Raw genomic sequence first — 13,579 nt, 5'->3', positions numbered from 1 at the left:
AATGAAGGCTCAAGCTTCATGTGTGGCGGTGCTCGTGGACATCGTCCGCTCCCGCGACGGAGCCCGAGCTGAGAGCCAGAAGCAAGCTACCACAGCGGCTCACGCCGTCAACGAGGCGGTCGACGCGCTGGATCCGCTGCGTCCCACGGTGGGGGACGAGTTCCAGGGAGTCTATTCGACGCTCGGCGCCGCACTGCGCGCCGCGCACCTGCTGCGCCTCCACATGCTCGGATCAGCCGATGTCCGCTTCGGTCTTGGTGGGGGAGAGGTCCGCATCATCGATGAGGAGACCGGCATCCAGGACGGCAGTGCCTGGTGGGGTGCCCGCGAGGCGATCGAAGCGGTGCGGACGCTGTCGGACGCCGCTGGATTCGACGGCGTGCGCACCGGTGTCCGGGAAGCGCGCGCGGGCCGAGAAGAAGCCGCAGAGCTGGAGTCGCTGCTGCAGTGGCTGGACATCTCCATCAGCGATCTGCGCGGGGGCGCGCAGAGGACGCTCCTCGGCCTCCTGGAGGGGAAGGACGTAGCGGCTCTCGCTGAAGCGGACGGAGTGTCCGCATCCGCGATCAGTCAGCGCATCGTGACGAACCGTCTGCGTGCTCTTGCCAAGGCGCTGCAGGGCACGTGGGTCCTTCCCTGAACGCATGAGCCGCCATGGTGCTGGGCATGCTGCCAGGGCGCATGCGAAAACCCCTCCCGATCCGCATCTCTGCTGATCAGAAGGGGTTTCCTTCGGTGTCCGAGGGGGGCTTGAACTCCTTCCTCAGGCAACGATCAGGCCGCTCGTGAGCCCGGAAAGCACCCGTTACCTTGTGAGCACCCCGATGGACGGGGTCTGGTCGCTCGGCCGGGTATGGCTTTGTTGCCCTGCCATTGATGGTCCGGGGGGTGTTGCCGCCCGGTCGAGAGACACGCGTTGACCGCTGATAGGGACACGGCCCAGCTCTGTCTGAGGTCTCTTCGTAACGTGGGTGCCGGCATCGGGTGTCGAGACTGCGGCCAGCAGTGATGAGGAGGACAGCGTCATGAACACAGGGTTCGCGGTCGTGATCGGCCTGGACGTCGGGAAGACAGCTCACCACGCGTGCGCACTCGACCCGGAGGGGAACAAGCTGTTCGACAAGCCCCTCCCGCAGGACGAGACCAAACTTCGCGAGCTGTTCACCCAGCTGCAGAACCACGGCGAAGTTCTGCTGGTCGTCGATCAGCCGAACACCATCGGAGCGTTGCCGATCGCGGTGGCCCGGGATACCGGCTGCACAGTCGCCTACCTTCCCGGATTGGCGATGCGGAAGGCCGCGGATCTGTATCCGGGCAGGTCAAAGACTGATGCGCGGGATGCTTTCATCATCGCCGACACGGCCCGCACCATGCCTCACACCCTCCGGCAGGTCGATCGTGACAGCGAGGTCCTCTCCGCGCTGAAGGTTCTGGCCGGGTTCGATGAGGACCTCGCTCACGAGACCACAAGGGCGCTGAACCGGATCCGGTCCCTGCTCACCCAGATCCACCCCGCGCTCGAGCGCGTCTTCGCAGGCGGGAAGCTTTCCACTGGGCTCGTGCTGGACCTGCTGGAGAAGTTTGGCGGACCCACCGGCCTCCGAAGTGCCGGCCGAGGGAAGGTGCTGCGGTTCGCCCGCGCGCATTCACGCCGCGACCCCGAGACGCTGGTCGAGCAGATCTTCACAGCCCTTAGCGAGCAGACCGTCATCGTGCCCGCCACCGCAGCGGTTGAGCTGGTGATCCCCCGAGTCGCTGGCCAGGTTAAAGAGCTGAAAGAACAGCGCGCGACCGTGGCCCACGAAGTGGAGGGCATGCTGGAGGACTTCCCTCTCGCCTCGGTCTTGATGAGCATGCCGGGGATCGGCATCAAGACCGCCGCCCAGATCCTCCTCGCGATCGGTGATGGCTCCGCGTTTGAGTCCGCCAGCCACCTCGCGGCCTATGCCGGGATCGCGCCGGTCACCCGCAGATCAGGCACCTCGATCCGCGGAGAGTTCCCCGCCCGGTCAGGGAACAAACGCCTGAAGAACGCCCTGTTCTACTCCGCCTGGGTCGCCTCCAACCACGACCCCATCTCCAAGGCCTACTACGATCGCAAACGCGCCGAAGGCAAACGGCACAACGCCGCCGTGATCTGCCTAGCCCGCCGCCGCTGCAACGTCATCTACGCCATGCTCCGCGACGGCACCTACTACCAGCCACCGACAACCGCCCCTACCCCCGAGCCGACCGCTCTCGCGGCTTGACTCGAAACATAGGGACACCCCCCCGAAAGGGGCGATGTGAGCACTCACGCCTATGGTGAGGATGCCGTCGCACAGGGGGGCTGCCTGCAACCGGCAGCGATATGGCGTTCCAGTCATTCGCGATTGTGATCGCGGCGATGCTCACCACCGCGAGCCTGCTGGAGCGCGAAGCACCTGGCGCTAGGCCGCGAGTGCCTCGGTGGGCGACACCTTGGCCGCCTTCATGGCGGGCAGCATGCCTGCGATGGCGCCAACCAGGATGGTGACCGCAACACCGAGTGCGGCAATCAGCGGAGGCACCGTGGGCGTCCAACCGTTGATCAGTGAAACGGCGACGGTACAGCCCACACCCAGCACGAGCCCGGCTGTACCACCGTATGTGGCGAGCATCACGGCTTCCATCAAGAACTGCTTGCGCACATGCGCACGCGTGGCTCCCAGGGCACGGCGCAGACCGATTTCACGCTGACGCTCGAGCACCGTGATGACCATGGTGTTCGCCACGCCGATACCACCCACGAGCAGTGCGATCGAGCCCACACCGACGAGCATGCCCGTCAAGGCGGTGTCGATGGCGTGTTGTGCGGCCAGCGAGTCGGACGGCCGGCTCACGCTCACCTCATTGGGCGATTTCGGGTTGATTGTGGCTGGGATGAGTTCGCGCACCGACTCCACTGAGGCGTCAGTCGAACGCTCATAGAGCGTGGTGGGCGAACCGGTGAAACCAAGTCGCTCGGCGGCGTGCGGCGCGCCTACCAGCACCGAAGTGTCGAGTTCGGGTGCGAGCGCTGACGGCTTAAGGATGCCCAGCACCGTGTGATTCTGGCCACCAATATTCACCATTGAGCCGGGCGAGACGACGCCCAGTCGTTTGGCCGCGGTTGTCCCCAGCACGGTTGTGGGGTACTGCTTGTTGGCGTCGTTGAACCAGCTGCCGCTGTGCAGCTCACTGGAAGTTGCCGACAGCAGCCCGGTGTCGGTTGCGGCCACGTTGAGGCCGTTGGTCGAACCTGGATCGATATAGCTGCTGCGGTAGGCCGCCACCTCAGGCAGGTCACCCACCCAGCCCACCTGTTCGATGCCTTCGATGCGTTGCAGTCGTTCGGGGGAGTCGACCGGCAGCTCGGCCGAGTCGCCACTGAATGATTTACCGGCCGACACCGTGAGCAGGTTGGTGCCGAGCGATGCGAGCCGCTCCTGAATCTTTGCCTGGCTCGACAGCGAGATGCCGATCACGGCAATCATCGCGGCGATGCCAATGGCAATTCCCAGTGCCGAGAGCGTGGCCCGCACGGGGTGCGCACGCAGGCCCTGCCAGCCCAAACGCAGCAGGTCTTCTTGGCGAAGGTGCGAGCGTGATTCTTCTGGATCGAGTGTCATGCTTTCCCTCCTCCGCTATTGCTGGGTGTCAGATTCGAGCACACCGTCACGGATGCTGATCTGTCGCGGGAATCCCGCTGCGAGTTCACGGTCGTGCGTGATCACCAGCACCGTGGTGCCGGTGCGGTTGAGATCCTTCAGGATGTCGACTACCTGCGCCCCCGAGCGAGTGTCGAGCGCACCGGTGGGTTCGTCGGCGAGCAGCAGCGGCGGGTCGCCGACAACGGCTCGCGCAATCGCCACGCGCTGCCGCTGCCCGCCCGAGAGCTGGCGTGGCGTGTGATGGGCTCGATCTCCCAGGCCCACGCGATCGAGCGCTTCGCGGGCGCGTGCCCGCCGCTCCCTGAGCGGCATACCGGTGTAGAGCAGTCCCGTGGCGACGTTGTCGGCAGCGGTCTGCGCATCCTCAAGGTGGTACTGCTGGAACACGAACCCGATGAGGTGTGCTCGCAGCGCCGAGAGCTTCGCGTCGCTCGCTGCCGAGACGCGGTGGCCGGCGATGGTGATCTCGCCGTCACTTGCCCGGTCGAGCGTGCCTACGAGGTTGAGCAGCGTCGACTTTCCCGAGCCACTCGGTCCGGTAATGGCCACCATTTCGCCCGAATTCACGGTGAAGCTGACGTCATCGAGAGCAGTTGTTGGTGGCGAACCGTATTGTCGCGACACGCTGTTGAGTGTCAGCAGTGGCAGGTCGGGGGTCATTCGCCCACCGCCACTTCGTCGCCCTCGTGCACGTCGCCGCCCTTGATCTCCACCAGGTCATCGGCGAATGCACCGATTTCAACAGGCACGCGGGTGGCTTCGCCGTTCTTGATGACTTCCACGGCGTACTTGCCGCCGGGCTCGGCGAGCAGGGCACGCACTGGCACCGCCAGCACACCCTTGGCGGTGGTGCGAGTGGTGACCACGCTCACGGTCACGTCGGCATAGGCCTCAGCGGCGGCAGGATCGGTGAGCGACAGACGCACCGGCACCTTGACCGATTTCTGTCCCGATTCGTCCTCCTTCTCTACGGACGGGTCGACTGCTTCAACAACGCCCTCGGTGGTCTTCCCGTCGGGCAGTTTGATGTCTGCCTTCGCACCCACCGGCAGCAGGCTGCGCATACTCGGCGGCACCTCGGCGGTGACGACCTTCGAAGTGCCGGTGACGTCAAGCACCGAGGTGCTCGCCGCATCCCCTGCCCTTGCCTTCTGCGAGCTCACCTGCACATCGCTCGGAATGAATACGACGCGTCCGAGTTCGAGCGTGGTGCTCCATTCAAAGCCGTGGTCCTTCTTCCACCGGGCGATCGCGGATGCGGTTCCCCGGCCGAAGTGCTTGTCGGGCTCGTCTTCGAAATAGCCGAGCGCCTTGAGGTTCTGTTCGAGCTGCATCACATCTTGACCGTTCGACATCCCCTCCTCAAAATTGCGCCAGGCCGGCACTTCACCCCGCATCGCGAACACGGGACGTTCGTTGACGCGCATCATCTCGGTGCCGATGGTGAGTCTGGTTCCGGGAGCGGCCACCGAGGTGAGCGTTCCGGTGAGCTGCGTGCCGTAGGTTGCCGGCTTGCCGTGGTTGAGTGTGCCCTTCGCTTCGACGCGCTCAACCAGGTCGGTCTTGGTCACGGTCGCGGTTTCAACCGATGATGACACCGCCTTGGTGGTCTCTTCGGCGCTCGTACCGTCCATGAGCGAGAATCCGGTGGCGCCAGCAGCGATGGCGAGCACCCCTGCGGCCGAAATGACTGCGATTCGCTTCTTGCGCATCAACTACTGCTGCTCTCCCTGGATCTCGAGGCCAGCTTCTTCGGTGCAGCGCTGCACGTCTGCCGGGTCGGCTTCTGGGCCACCGTTCTGCTGCACGGTGATGCCCTCACCGTTCGGCTTGGGGTCGGGCACGTCGTAGCCGGCTTCACGCATGCACTTCGCGTAGGTGAGCAGCTGTTCGTTGAGCTGTTCGTCGGTTACCGGGTTAGCAGCCTCGGGAGCCGGGCCCACCTTGTCGGAACAGGTCTGCAGTGCGGCTTCGAGGTCAGCTTCACCTTCGTCACCCTCGATGGGTGAGCCGTCGGGGTTGACGGGGATGCCGGCGTTCTCGACGCCCTCTTCTTTGAGGCAGCGCTCGAAGTCGTGCTGCCACTGTTCGGCGCTGGCTGCGTGATTCTGCTGCAGTTCGGGCTGATCGTTCGCCGAGCATCCGGTCAGCGCCAGCATTGCGCCAGCTCCAACGAGGAGTGCTGCTGTGGCAGTACGTGAGGTGCGTGTACGGAACATGGAGGGTTACAATTCACTTTCTTAGAGATGTATCCGGCGTCACCTTTGCGGCGGCGCCGATCAGGACATGTCCCAGTTCACGCGGGTGCGGGTTGCGGCAGCGTAAAAGAAAATGCTTACGTTTCTCTTACCTGTCGCGTGCCAGACTGAGGTTGGCGACCACTGGTCATAGTCCGAGCGGCCGCATCGTTGCTTTTCGCCGCTTTCTGGGCGGCGCCGCGGTTCTCAGGAGGAGTCATGCGCGTACTCATCGTTGAAGACGAGCCGTATCTCGCCGAAGCGATTCAGGACGGGCTCGCGCTCCACTCGATTCCCGCCGACACGGTGGCTGATGGTCGGGATGCGCTGGCAGCCATTGAGATGAACGACTACGAGGTCGTGCTGCTTGATCGCGATATCCCCGGCGTGAGTGGCGACGAGGTGTGTCGGCAACTCAACCTGCGCGAGGATCGTCCAACGATTCTGATGGTGACCGCGGCGCGGCGCATCCAAGAGAAGGTGGATGGTTTCCAGCTGGGTGCCGATGACTATTTGGCGAAACCGTTTGAGTTTGCGGAGCTGGTGGCTCGCGTGCGGGCGCTGGGTCGGCGTCAGTTCACGACGCGACCCACCCGATATGAAGCGGCCGGGGTCACGCTCGACCCGTTCCGCCACGAAGTCACCCGTGACGGCCGGTATATCCGGCTCAGCCGCAAGGAGTTTGCGGTGCTTGAGTCATTGATGCGCGAGCCCGGGCGGGTGGTGAGCGCCGAGACGCTGCTCGAGGAGGCCTGGGACGAGAACGCTAATCCGTTCACACAGTCGGTGAAGGTGACGATCAGTTCGCTGCGGCGCAAGCTTGGTGAGCCGTGGGTGATTCGTACCGAACACGGTGTTGGTTACACGATCGACCGGACGCTCAATGGTTAAGCACCTGCCCACGCTTCTTCGCCGGAAGCATCGTTTCACGGCGCGCACTCGGCTCGCGTTTTCGTACGCGCTGCTGATGTTCCTGTGCGGTGGGCTGCTGCTCACCCTGGTGACGCTGTTCATTGGTTTTGTGCCTGATTACGGGTTTGAGTCGGTTGATGCTCAGCCGAGCCAGGAGCCGCTGGTGATTGCCGTGGACGACCCCGCAGTTCCGCCGGACAACATCAAGATTGCGGTGCAGAGCCAGGCCGATTTCATCACTCTGCTGCTGCAGGTTTCGGCGATTGCGTTGGCCGTGCTGGTGGTGCTGAGTTCGGTTGCTGCCTGGTTGCTGGCGGGGCGGATGCTGAAGCCACTCGCGGCGGTCAACCAGGCTGCGAAGCTGGCTGCGGATGGTCGGCTCGACCACCGCATTGGACTCACCGGCCCTCACGACGAGATCTCCGAGTTGGCGCAGACGTTCGACCAAATGCTTGAGAGCATTGAGCACTCGACCGCGGCACGGCGACGGTTTGCCGCTAACGCTTCGCACGAGCTTCGCACGCCGCTTGCCACCACCCGAACCATCCTCGATGTGGCGCTCTCGAAGCCAGGAGAGGTTGATCGGGATGTGCTGCGCAAGCTGCTGCAGGTGAATGAGCGCAGCATCCGCACCGTCGAGTCGCTGCTTGATCTTGCCGAACTCGAGGGGGGAAAGGTGAAGCCGACCAGCTGCGACATGACCGAGATCGTGTCGACGGTGCTGCGTGAGTCGCAGCCGCTGCTGGCCGAACGTGACCTTGCGGTCACGAGCGAGTTCGGCCCGGCCACTGCGTTTGGGGATGAGCGGCTGTTTCACCAGCTGGCACAGAACCTCATCCAAAACGCGATTCAACACAATACCGATGGCGGCAGCCTGACGGTGAGTACCCGGATGGTGGCCGGTGATGACTCGATGGCCGAACTCACCGTGCGCAATACCGGTGAACTGATTGATGGGGCGCAGTTGAGCCAACTCACCGAACCGTTCAAGACCACCAAGGGTCGCACCGGCGGCACCAACAGCGGACTCGGGTTGTCGATCGTGTCGGCAATTGTCGACCGTTCGAACGGCACGCTCGACATTGCTGCGAACGAGGGCGGTGGCCTGTGCATCACCGTGACGCTGCCGAGTCCGGATGCTCCGGCGTAGAGACAGGACTCGAACCGAATCGGTGAGTACAGCGTGCTCAAGAACGCGCACCGCAGGTTCCAGGCAAGCGGTGTCGAAGGACACCCCGACGTTGACCACGGTGGTGTGGATGTCGGACCAGCCGCAGCCTTCGGGGACAGCAAAAGGAGCACCCCTCCGAACCATGCGTTTTCGCAGGTCAGGAGGGGTGCTCCGTCGGTGTCCGAGGGGGGACTTGAACCCCCACGCCCTTAAGCGGGCACTAGCACCTCAAGCTAGCGCGTCTACCAATTCCGCCACCCGGACTAGGTGACTGCCTCGTCGGCAACGAATAAGAATCTAGCACGGCTCAAACCCGCCGCGCGAACCGAGAGGCCCCCAAGCCGCCCCCGAGTGAACGGAATCACGCAGGGGTGCGCTGCATCCCGGATCGATGACTGTGCGCTGCCGGCAGCTGGTGAGCTCCGGGGCGCGTGCGTGCCGATAGATTGGTCCCCATGCCCCACATCATGTTCGTTGAGCCGCTGATCCCCGGCAACACCGGCAATGCCATCCGCCTCGCCGCCGTCACCGGCTGCCACCTCCACCTCGTGGAGCCGCTCGGCTTCAACTTCGAAGACGCCAACCTGCGCCGCGCTGGCCTCGACTACCACGACCTCGCCGACACCACCGTGCACCCCGACATCGACGCCGCCCTCGCCGCCGTCCCCGACAGCCGCGTCTTCGCGTTCACCGGCAAGGCCGACGGATCCTTCGCCGACATCGAGTACCGCGAGGAAGACGTTCTGCTCTTCGGACGTGAAGACACCGGCCTTCCCGACAGCGTCCTGAACCACCCGCGGATCACCCAGCAGGTCCGCATTCCGATGCTTCCCGCGCGCCGGTCCCTCAACCTCGCGAACTCCGCCTCCATTGCGGTGTACGAGGCATGGCGTCAGCGCGGATTCTCAGGCGGCGTCTGACCTGTTCTGGGGGTGCGGGCCCCGTCGGCCCCCGAGAGCGGCCGGGGGAGCACCGGGATCAGGGCAGCGTGCCGGCGAGCAGCGCCGCGACGAGCAGACCGCCGTAGGGAACGCTGAGGATCACCGGGCCGAACGCGAACCGGGATGAGAAGTCCCCGCGCGAGCGCACCAGCGCCACCACGGCGCCGACCGCCGACGCCGCACAGAACCACAGCAGCGCGCTCACGATCACTGCACCGCCGAGCAGGCAGGTGACCAGCGCGGTCGCGAACACGACCTTCGCGTCTCCCATTCCGAGCGCCGACGGCACCAGCAGCGCCAGGCACACAGCGCCCCCACCGAGCACGAATGCAACCAGGATCGACGCCGGCAGAGCCGCCCGAACTGCAGGCAAAAGCGCCGCAGCCACCAAGGACACCGCTGCCACGCAGGTGCTCTGCCACAGCACCAGGCGATTGGGCAGGCGGTGCTCGCGCACATCGAACACCGTCAGTGCAGCAGCGAACGGCAGGTGCGCGGCGAGCAGAGCGACGGTCAGCAGCAGGGGCATGCCCCTACTGCATCACACCGCGAGCGTCACAGGGCGCTGTTCGGGCCGAACGGGGACAACTGGTCCTGTGCAGAGGGCACGCGGATGATCCGTCGGCGCAGGAACACGCGCTTACCGCCGCCGATCAGCAGCTGCGTGCGCGCCAGCTCCCAGCGTCCGTACTCCGCCTCATCCTGCAGCGCCTGCCGCACCTCGCCCAGAGTGAAGCCGCGAGGAACCGTCACCACCTGGAACTCCATCTCGCCGCGCCGGCGACCCCCGGCCGACGGGATCGTGCTTACCGAAGCGCCCTCGATTCCCGGGATTCTGCGGCGGCTCCACGTGGGCGGCAGCATCGACTCGGTCTGGCGGTTCACAATGCGGGTCATCACCGCTCCTGAAGGGGGACGGGGCCAATGGTGGCGACCAGGATAACGGGGTGTCGCATCCGGGGCGAACGGGGTAGATTCGAGGCATGAGCACCACAGATCCTCGCGCCGCACTCACCGCCCTGATCGATGCCCTCGAGCGCCACTACACGGCCGCCGTCGACTCCAGCGGCCAGGATGATCCGGCGCTCGACCGCGCCAACGATCGCCTCGCCGAGGCGTTCGACATCTATGACGGTGCTCTGTTCGACGCCGTCGGCACCGCCACCCCGCTCGTCGTGTTCGATGACGAGGACGACTTCGATGACTTCGACGACGACGATGATGACTACGAGGATGACGAGGATGACGACCTCGATGAGGACTTCGAGGACTTCGACGACCTCGATGACGACGAGTTCGATGATGACGCCGATGACGCGGACGATGACGACGAGGACGACTCGCGTCACTGACCGCGAACGGTGACTTCTGCATCACCCTTCGGCGCGGCGTCAGCTGAATCAGCTGGCGCCGCGTACCGTTGTGCGAGCACAACCAGCACCCCGATGAGCGAGGCCACATGACCATCCTGACCGCGATCATCCTGGGCATCGTCCAGGGCCTGACGGAGTTCCTTCCCGTCTCCTCCTCCGCTCACCTGCGCGTCACAGGCGAGCTGCTGATGCCGGGCCGCGAACCCGGCGCGGCTTTCACCGCCATCATCCAGCTCGGCACCGAACTCGCGGTCCTCATCTACTTCTGGAAGGACATCACGCGCATCCTCTCCCAGTGGTTCAAAGCGCTGGTGAAGAAGGTCCCGCAGTCCGACCCGGACGTGCGCATGGGCTGGTTCGTCATCCTCGGCTCCATCCCCATCGGTGTGCTCGGCCTGCTGTTCGAAACGCAGATCGACCACAGCCTGCGCAACCTCTACATCACCGCAACGATGCTCATCGTGTTCGCCGTGATCCTCGCGTTCGCCGACGCCCGCGCCCCGCAGAAGAAGGAACTGGAGAACCTCACCCTGCGCGACGGCATCCTCTACGGCTTCGCCCAGGCTCTCGCCCTCATCCCCGGTGTGTCCCGCTCCGGCGGCACCATCACCATGGGCCTGCTGCTCGGCTACACGCGCCGCTCCGCCGCCCGCTACTCGTTCCTGCTGGCGCTGCCGGCTGTGTTCGCCTCCGGTCTGTACAAGGCGGCGAAGGAGATCCCGCCGCTGCTGACCGCCGACGGGCGCGCCGCCGCAGCCGCCGCCGGTGAGCCGAGCCTGCTCGCCATGATCATCGCGACCCTCGTCGCGTTCGGGGTCGGCTTCGCCGTCATCGTCTGGTTCATGAAGATGATCGAGAACCGGTCCTACTCCGTGTTCGTCTGGTACCGCCTGTTCGCCGGCGCGGCCCTGCTCCTCCTGCTGATCTTCGGTGTGGTCTCCCCGCTGCCGCCGGCAGCGTCCTGACCCACCGCCTCTGCTCCGGACCGGCCGTCCGGCCGATGCCCGTTCCCGTTTCCCGAAAGGACCCCCTGTGAAGACCTGGCCCGCGCCCACTGTGCCGACCATCGAACCCAGCGGCGTCCTGCCCACCTTCCACAGCACGCTCACGGGCCGCAGGGAGCAGTTCGCTCCGCGCGTGGAAGGCGTTGCGACCCTGTACGTCTGCGGCATCACCCCGTACGACTCCACCCACATGGGCCACGCCATGACGTACCACAGTGCGGACCTGATGCGCCGGATCCTCCTGGACGCCGGCCTGGATGTGCGCTTCGCGGAGAACGTCACCGATGTCGATGACCCCCTGTTCGAACGCGCCCAGCGCGACGACATCGACTGGCGGGAGCTGGCGGACCGGGAGGTCGCGAAGTTCGTCGGTGACATGGAAGCGCTGCGGATCATCCCTCCGCACCACTTCGAGTCCGTCTCCGAAGCGGTCGATGCGATCGCCGATGCCGCCAACCAGCTGCTGGAGCGCGGCATGCTCTACCCCGTCGCCAATGAGGACGGCTCCAGCGACTGGTACCAGGAGTACGCCCTGACAGGCGGCACCGGGCTCGTGGAGCAGATGGACCGCGAAGAGGCGCTGGCGATCTTCGCCGAACGCGGCGGCGACCCGCAGCGGGAGGGGAAGAAGGACCCCCTGGATCCGCTGGTGTGGCAGGCGCACCGGCCGGGCGAGCCCAGCTTCGATAGCCGCGCCCTCGGCCCCGGTCGGCCCGGTTGGCACGTGGAGTGCCTGTGCATCGCGGAACGGGGCCTCGGCATGCCGATCGACCTGGAGATCGGCGGCAACGACCTCGTCTTCCCCCACCACGAAATGGGGCACGTCCACGCCCTCGGTCTGGGTCTGGACACGTTCGCGACCCTGTGGGCGCATGTCGGCATGGTCGCCTACCAGGGCGAGAAGATGTCGAAGTCCCTCGGGAATCTCGTCTTCATCAGTCGACTCACCGCTGACGGCGTAGACCCCGCCGCGATCCGGCTCGCTCTGCTCGCCCACCACTACCGCACGGATTGGGAATGGAGCGACGACCAGCTCCGCGAGGCCGAGCAACGTCTGCGCGCCTACCGGGAGGCCTCCCAGCAGCGGCCGACGGATGCCGCCGTCGTCGAGGACCTGCGCCGCGCACTGCGCGATGACCTCGATACGCCGCGGGCCCTCGAGGTCCTCGACCGGTGGGCCGACGGCATGGGCGGATCCGCAGCCGCCACCCCTGGTGCCGGGAGCATCAGGATCGCCGACGCCGTCGACGCCCTGCTCGGGGTCCGCCTCTAGTCGTCGCCGCGCCGGCGGAGGAACTGCTCGAACTCGTCAGCGATCGCCTCGCCGGATGCTTCCGGCAGGTCCGCGGCGTCCCGCGCCTGCTCCAGCTGCTGGACGTACTCGCCGATGTCCTCTTCGCTCTGTGCCAGCTCGTTGAGTCCCAGCTCCCACGCCTTCGCATCGTCCTCGAGGTCGCCGAGGGGGATCCGCAGCTGCAGCTCCCGCTCCACCGCCTTCACCAGGCCCAGTACGGCCTTCGGCGCCGGCGCCTGACCGACGTAGTTCGGCACCTGCACCCACAGGGACAGAGTGGGGATGCCGCGCTGCACGGCCATGTCGGCGAGCACGGTCGGGATGCCGATCGGGCCCTCATAGGCGGAGGTCTCCGTGGCGGTCAGGGGCTGCAGATCGCAGGCGCGCCAGGTCGCGGAGATCGGCAGTGGCCGCGTGTGGGGTGCATCCGCCAGCAGCGCCCCCAGCACCACCAGCACCTCAACGCCCTGCTGCTGCAGCTCATCGAGCAGCTCAGTGCAGAAGGCGCGCCACTTCAGGGACGGTTCGGGGCCCTGCACGGTGAACAGGGGCCGGTCCTCGTCAAGGCCGAGATGATTGATGAGGGTGTCCGGCCAGACGATCTCACTGCGGGAGTCCATGGTCGACATACCGGCCGGCGCCACCGGCGCCGCGTCATCACTGATGTCGAGAACGGGGGAGAGGGTGGGGCGATTCATCTGGAAGTCGACGTAGTCGTCGGCCGGGAGGGATGCGACCATACGGGCGCCCCACTCCTCTTCGATGTGGCAGAGCGCTTCGGAGGCGGCGCCGCCGGCGTCGTTCCAGCCGGTGAACGCGGCCAGTGCCGCACTGCGGCGGCGCAGGTCCTGACCTGAGTCTGCGGGTTCTCCTGCGGCTGCGGAGCGGTTCATCTCACCCATGGTTCTCCCTCTCACGTCAGCGCCAGTTCGACGTGCCAGTATAGGCAGGCCGTGATCAAGGCCTGCACTGAGGA

Annotated in this window: 15 protein-coding genes and 1 tRNA gene; 8 read left to right on the top strand and 8 right to left on the bottom strand. The window is 65.7% G+C overall.

The window, feature by feature from the left end:
* Position 1 precedes the first annotated feature (1 nt).
* Positions 2 to 640, top strand: coding sequence for a SatD family protein (locus tag FHX50_RS03635; protein ID WP_183374528.1), 639 nt, complete (start codon positions 2 to 4; stop codon positions 638 to 640).
* Between the two features lie 385 nt (positions 641 to 1,025).
* Positions 1,026 to 2,249, top strand: a complete 1,224-nt coding sequence (locus tag FHX50_RS03630; protein ID WP_183375244.1) for an IS110 family RNA-guided transposase — start codon at positions 1,026 to 1,028, stop codon at positions 2,247 to 2,249.
* A gap of 180 nt (positions 2,250 to 2,429) precedes the next feature.
* On the opposite strand, the gene FHX50_RS03625 is transcribed toward FHX50_RS03630, so the two are convergent.
* The 4 genes from FHX50_RS03625 to FHX50_RS03610 are packed head-to-tail and all read right to left on the bottom strand — an operon-like array spanning position 2,430 to position 5,830.
* Complete coding sequence (locus tag FHX50_RS03625; protein WP_183374526.1) at positions 2,430 to 3,629, bottom strand: ABC transporter permease; 1,200 nt, start codon at positions 3,627 to 3,629, stop codon at positions 2,430 to 2,432.
* Positions 3,630 to 3,644: 15 nt separating this feature from the next.
* Positions 3,645 to 4,331 (bottom strand): ABC transporter ATP-binding protein, encoded by a 687-nt coding sequence (locus tag FHX50_RS03620; RefSeq protein WP_183374524.1) that lies wholly within the window; start codon positions 4,329 to 4,331, stop codon positions 3,645 to 3,647.
* Entirely contained in the window at positions 4,328 to 5,383 is a 1,056-nt protein-coding gene (locus tag FHX50_RS03615) for a peptidoglycan-binding protein (protein ID WP_183374522.1), read from the bottom strand. Before FHX50_RS03615 ends, FHX50_RS03620 begins: the two co-directional genes overlap by 4 nt.
* 3 nt (positions 5,384 to 5,386) lie before the next feature.
* Positions 5,387 to 5,830 carry a hypothetical protein gene (locus FHX50_RS03610; RefSeq protein WP_183374520.1) on the bottom strand — a complete coding sequence of 148 codons (444 nt, stop codon included), beginning with the start codon at positions 5,828 to 5,830 and terminating at the stop codon, positions 5,387 to 5,389.
* A 297-nt stretch (positions 5,831 to 6,127) separates the two neighbouring features.
* On the opposite strand from FHX50_RS03610, the gene FHX50_RS03605 reads away from it, so the two are divergent.
* Both FHX50_RS03605 and FHX50_RS03600 read left to right on the top strand, forming a co-directional pair.
* The gene (locus FHX50_RS03605; RefSeq protein ID WP_183374518.1) at positions 6,128 to 6,799 is read left to right on the top strand and encodes a response regulator transcription factor; all 672 of its coding nucleotides are present in this window, start codon (positions 6,128 to 6,130) and stop codon (positions 6,797 to 6,799) included.
* A complete protein-coding gene (locus FHX50_RS03600; protein ID WP_183374516.1) occupies positions 6,792 to 7,970 on the top strand; it encodes a sensor histidine kinase in 1,179 nt (392 codons plus the stop codon). Before FHX50_RS03605 ends, FHX50_RS03600 begins: the two co-directional genes overlap by 8 nt.
* 199 nt (positions 7,971 to 8,169) lie before the next feature.
* Here FHX50_RS03600 and FHX50_RS03595 read toward each other — a convergent pair.
* Positions 8,170 to 8,255, bottom strand: a tRNA-Leu gene (locus tag FHX50_RS03595).
* A gap of 191 nt (positions 8,256 to 8,446) precedes the next feature.
* Here FHX50_RS03595 and FHX50_RS03590 point away from each other — a divergent pair.
* Positions 8,447 to 8,911 carry a tRNA (cytidine(34)-2'-O)-methyltransferase gene (locus tag FHX50_RS03590; protein ID WP_183374514.1) on the top strand — a complete coding sequence of 155 codons (465 nt, stop codon included), beginning with the start codon at positions 8,447 to 8,449 and terminating at the stop codon, positions 8,909 to 8,911.
* A 58-nt stretch (positions 8,912 to 8,969) separates the two neighbouring features.
* On the opposite strand, the gene FHX50_RS03585 is transcribed toward FHX50_RS03590, so the two are convergent.
* Positions 8,970 to 9,461, bottom strand: coding sequence for a prepilin peptidase (locus tag FHX50_RS03585; protein ID WP_183374512.1), 492 nt, complete (start codon positions 9,459 to 9,461; stop codon positions 8,970 to 8,972).
* A gap of 26 nt (positions 9,462 to 9,487) precedes the next feature.
* Positions 9,488 to 9,829, bottom strand: a complete 342-nt coding sequence (locus FHX50_RS11890) for a DUF5703 family protein (protein ID WP_221187094.1) — start codon at positions 9,827 to 9,829, stop codon at positions 9,488 to 9,490.
* Between the two features lie 86 nt (positions 9,830 to 9,915).
* On the opposite strand from FHX50_RS11890, the gene FHX50_RS03575 reads away from it, so the two are divergent.
* The 3 genes from FHX50_RS03575 (at position 9,916) to mshC (ending at position 12,582) form a co-directional block, all read left to right on the top strand.
* On the top strand, positions 9,916 to 10,284 hold the full coding sequence (locus tag FHX50_RS03575; protein WP_183374510.1) for a DNA primase: 369 nt from the start codon (positions 9,916 to 9,918) through the stop codon (positions 10,282 to 10,284).
* A 107-nt stretch (positions 10,285 to 10,391) separates the two neighbouring features.
* Positions 10,392 to 11,270 (top strand): undecaprenyl-diphosphate phosphatase, encoded by an 879-nt coding sequence (locus FHX50_RS03570; RefSeq protein WP_183374508.1) that lies wholly within the window; start codon positions 10,392 to 10,394, stop codon positions 11,268 to 11,270.
* A 67-nt stretch (positions 11,271 to 11,337) separates the two neighbouring features.
* Positions 11,338 to 12,582, top strand: a complete 1,245-nt coding sequence (gene mshC, locus FHX50_RS03565; RefSeq protein WP_183374506.1) for a cysteine--1-D-myo-inosityl 2-amino-2-deoxy-alpha-D-glucopyranoside ligase — start codon at positions 11,338 to 11,340, stop codon at positions 12,580 to 12,582.
* Here mshC and FHX50_RS03560 read toward each other — a convergent pair.
* Positions 12,579 to 13,505 (bottom strand): PAC2 family protein, encoded by a 927-nt coding sequence (locus tag FHX50_RS03560; RefSeq protein WP_183374504.1) that lies wholly within the window; start codon positions 13,503 to 13,505, stop codon positions 12,579 to 12,581. The genes mshC and FHX50_RS03560 overlap by 4 nt on opposite strands.
* Positions 13,506 to 13,579: the final 74 nt, after the last annotated feature.

It is taken from the genome of Helcobacillus massiliensis (assembly GCF_014191425.1).
Classification (GTDB): Bacteria; Actinomycetota; Actinomycetes; order Actinomycetales; family Dermabacteraceae; genus Helcobacillus; species Helcobacillus massiliensis.
Note: the sequence above shows the minus strand (reverse complement) of the source record. Positions and strands in the feature narration are given on the sequence as shown.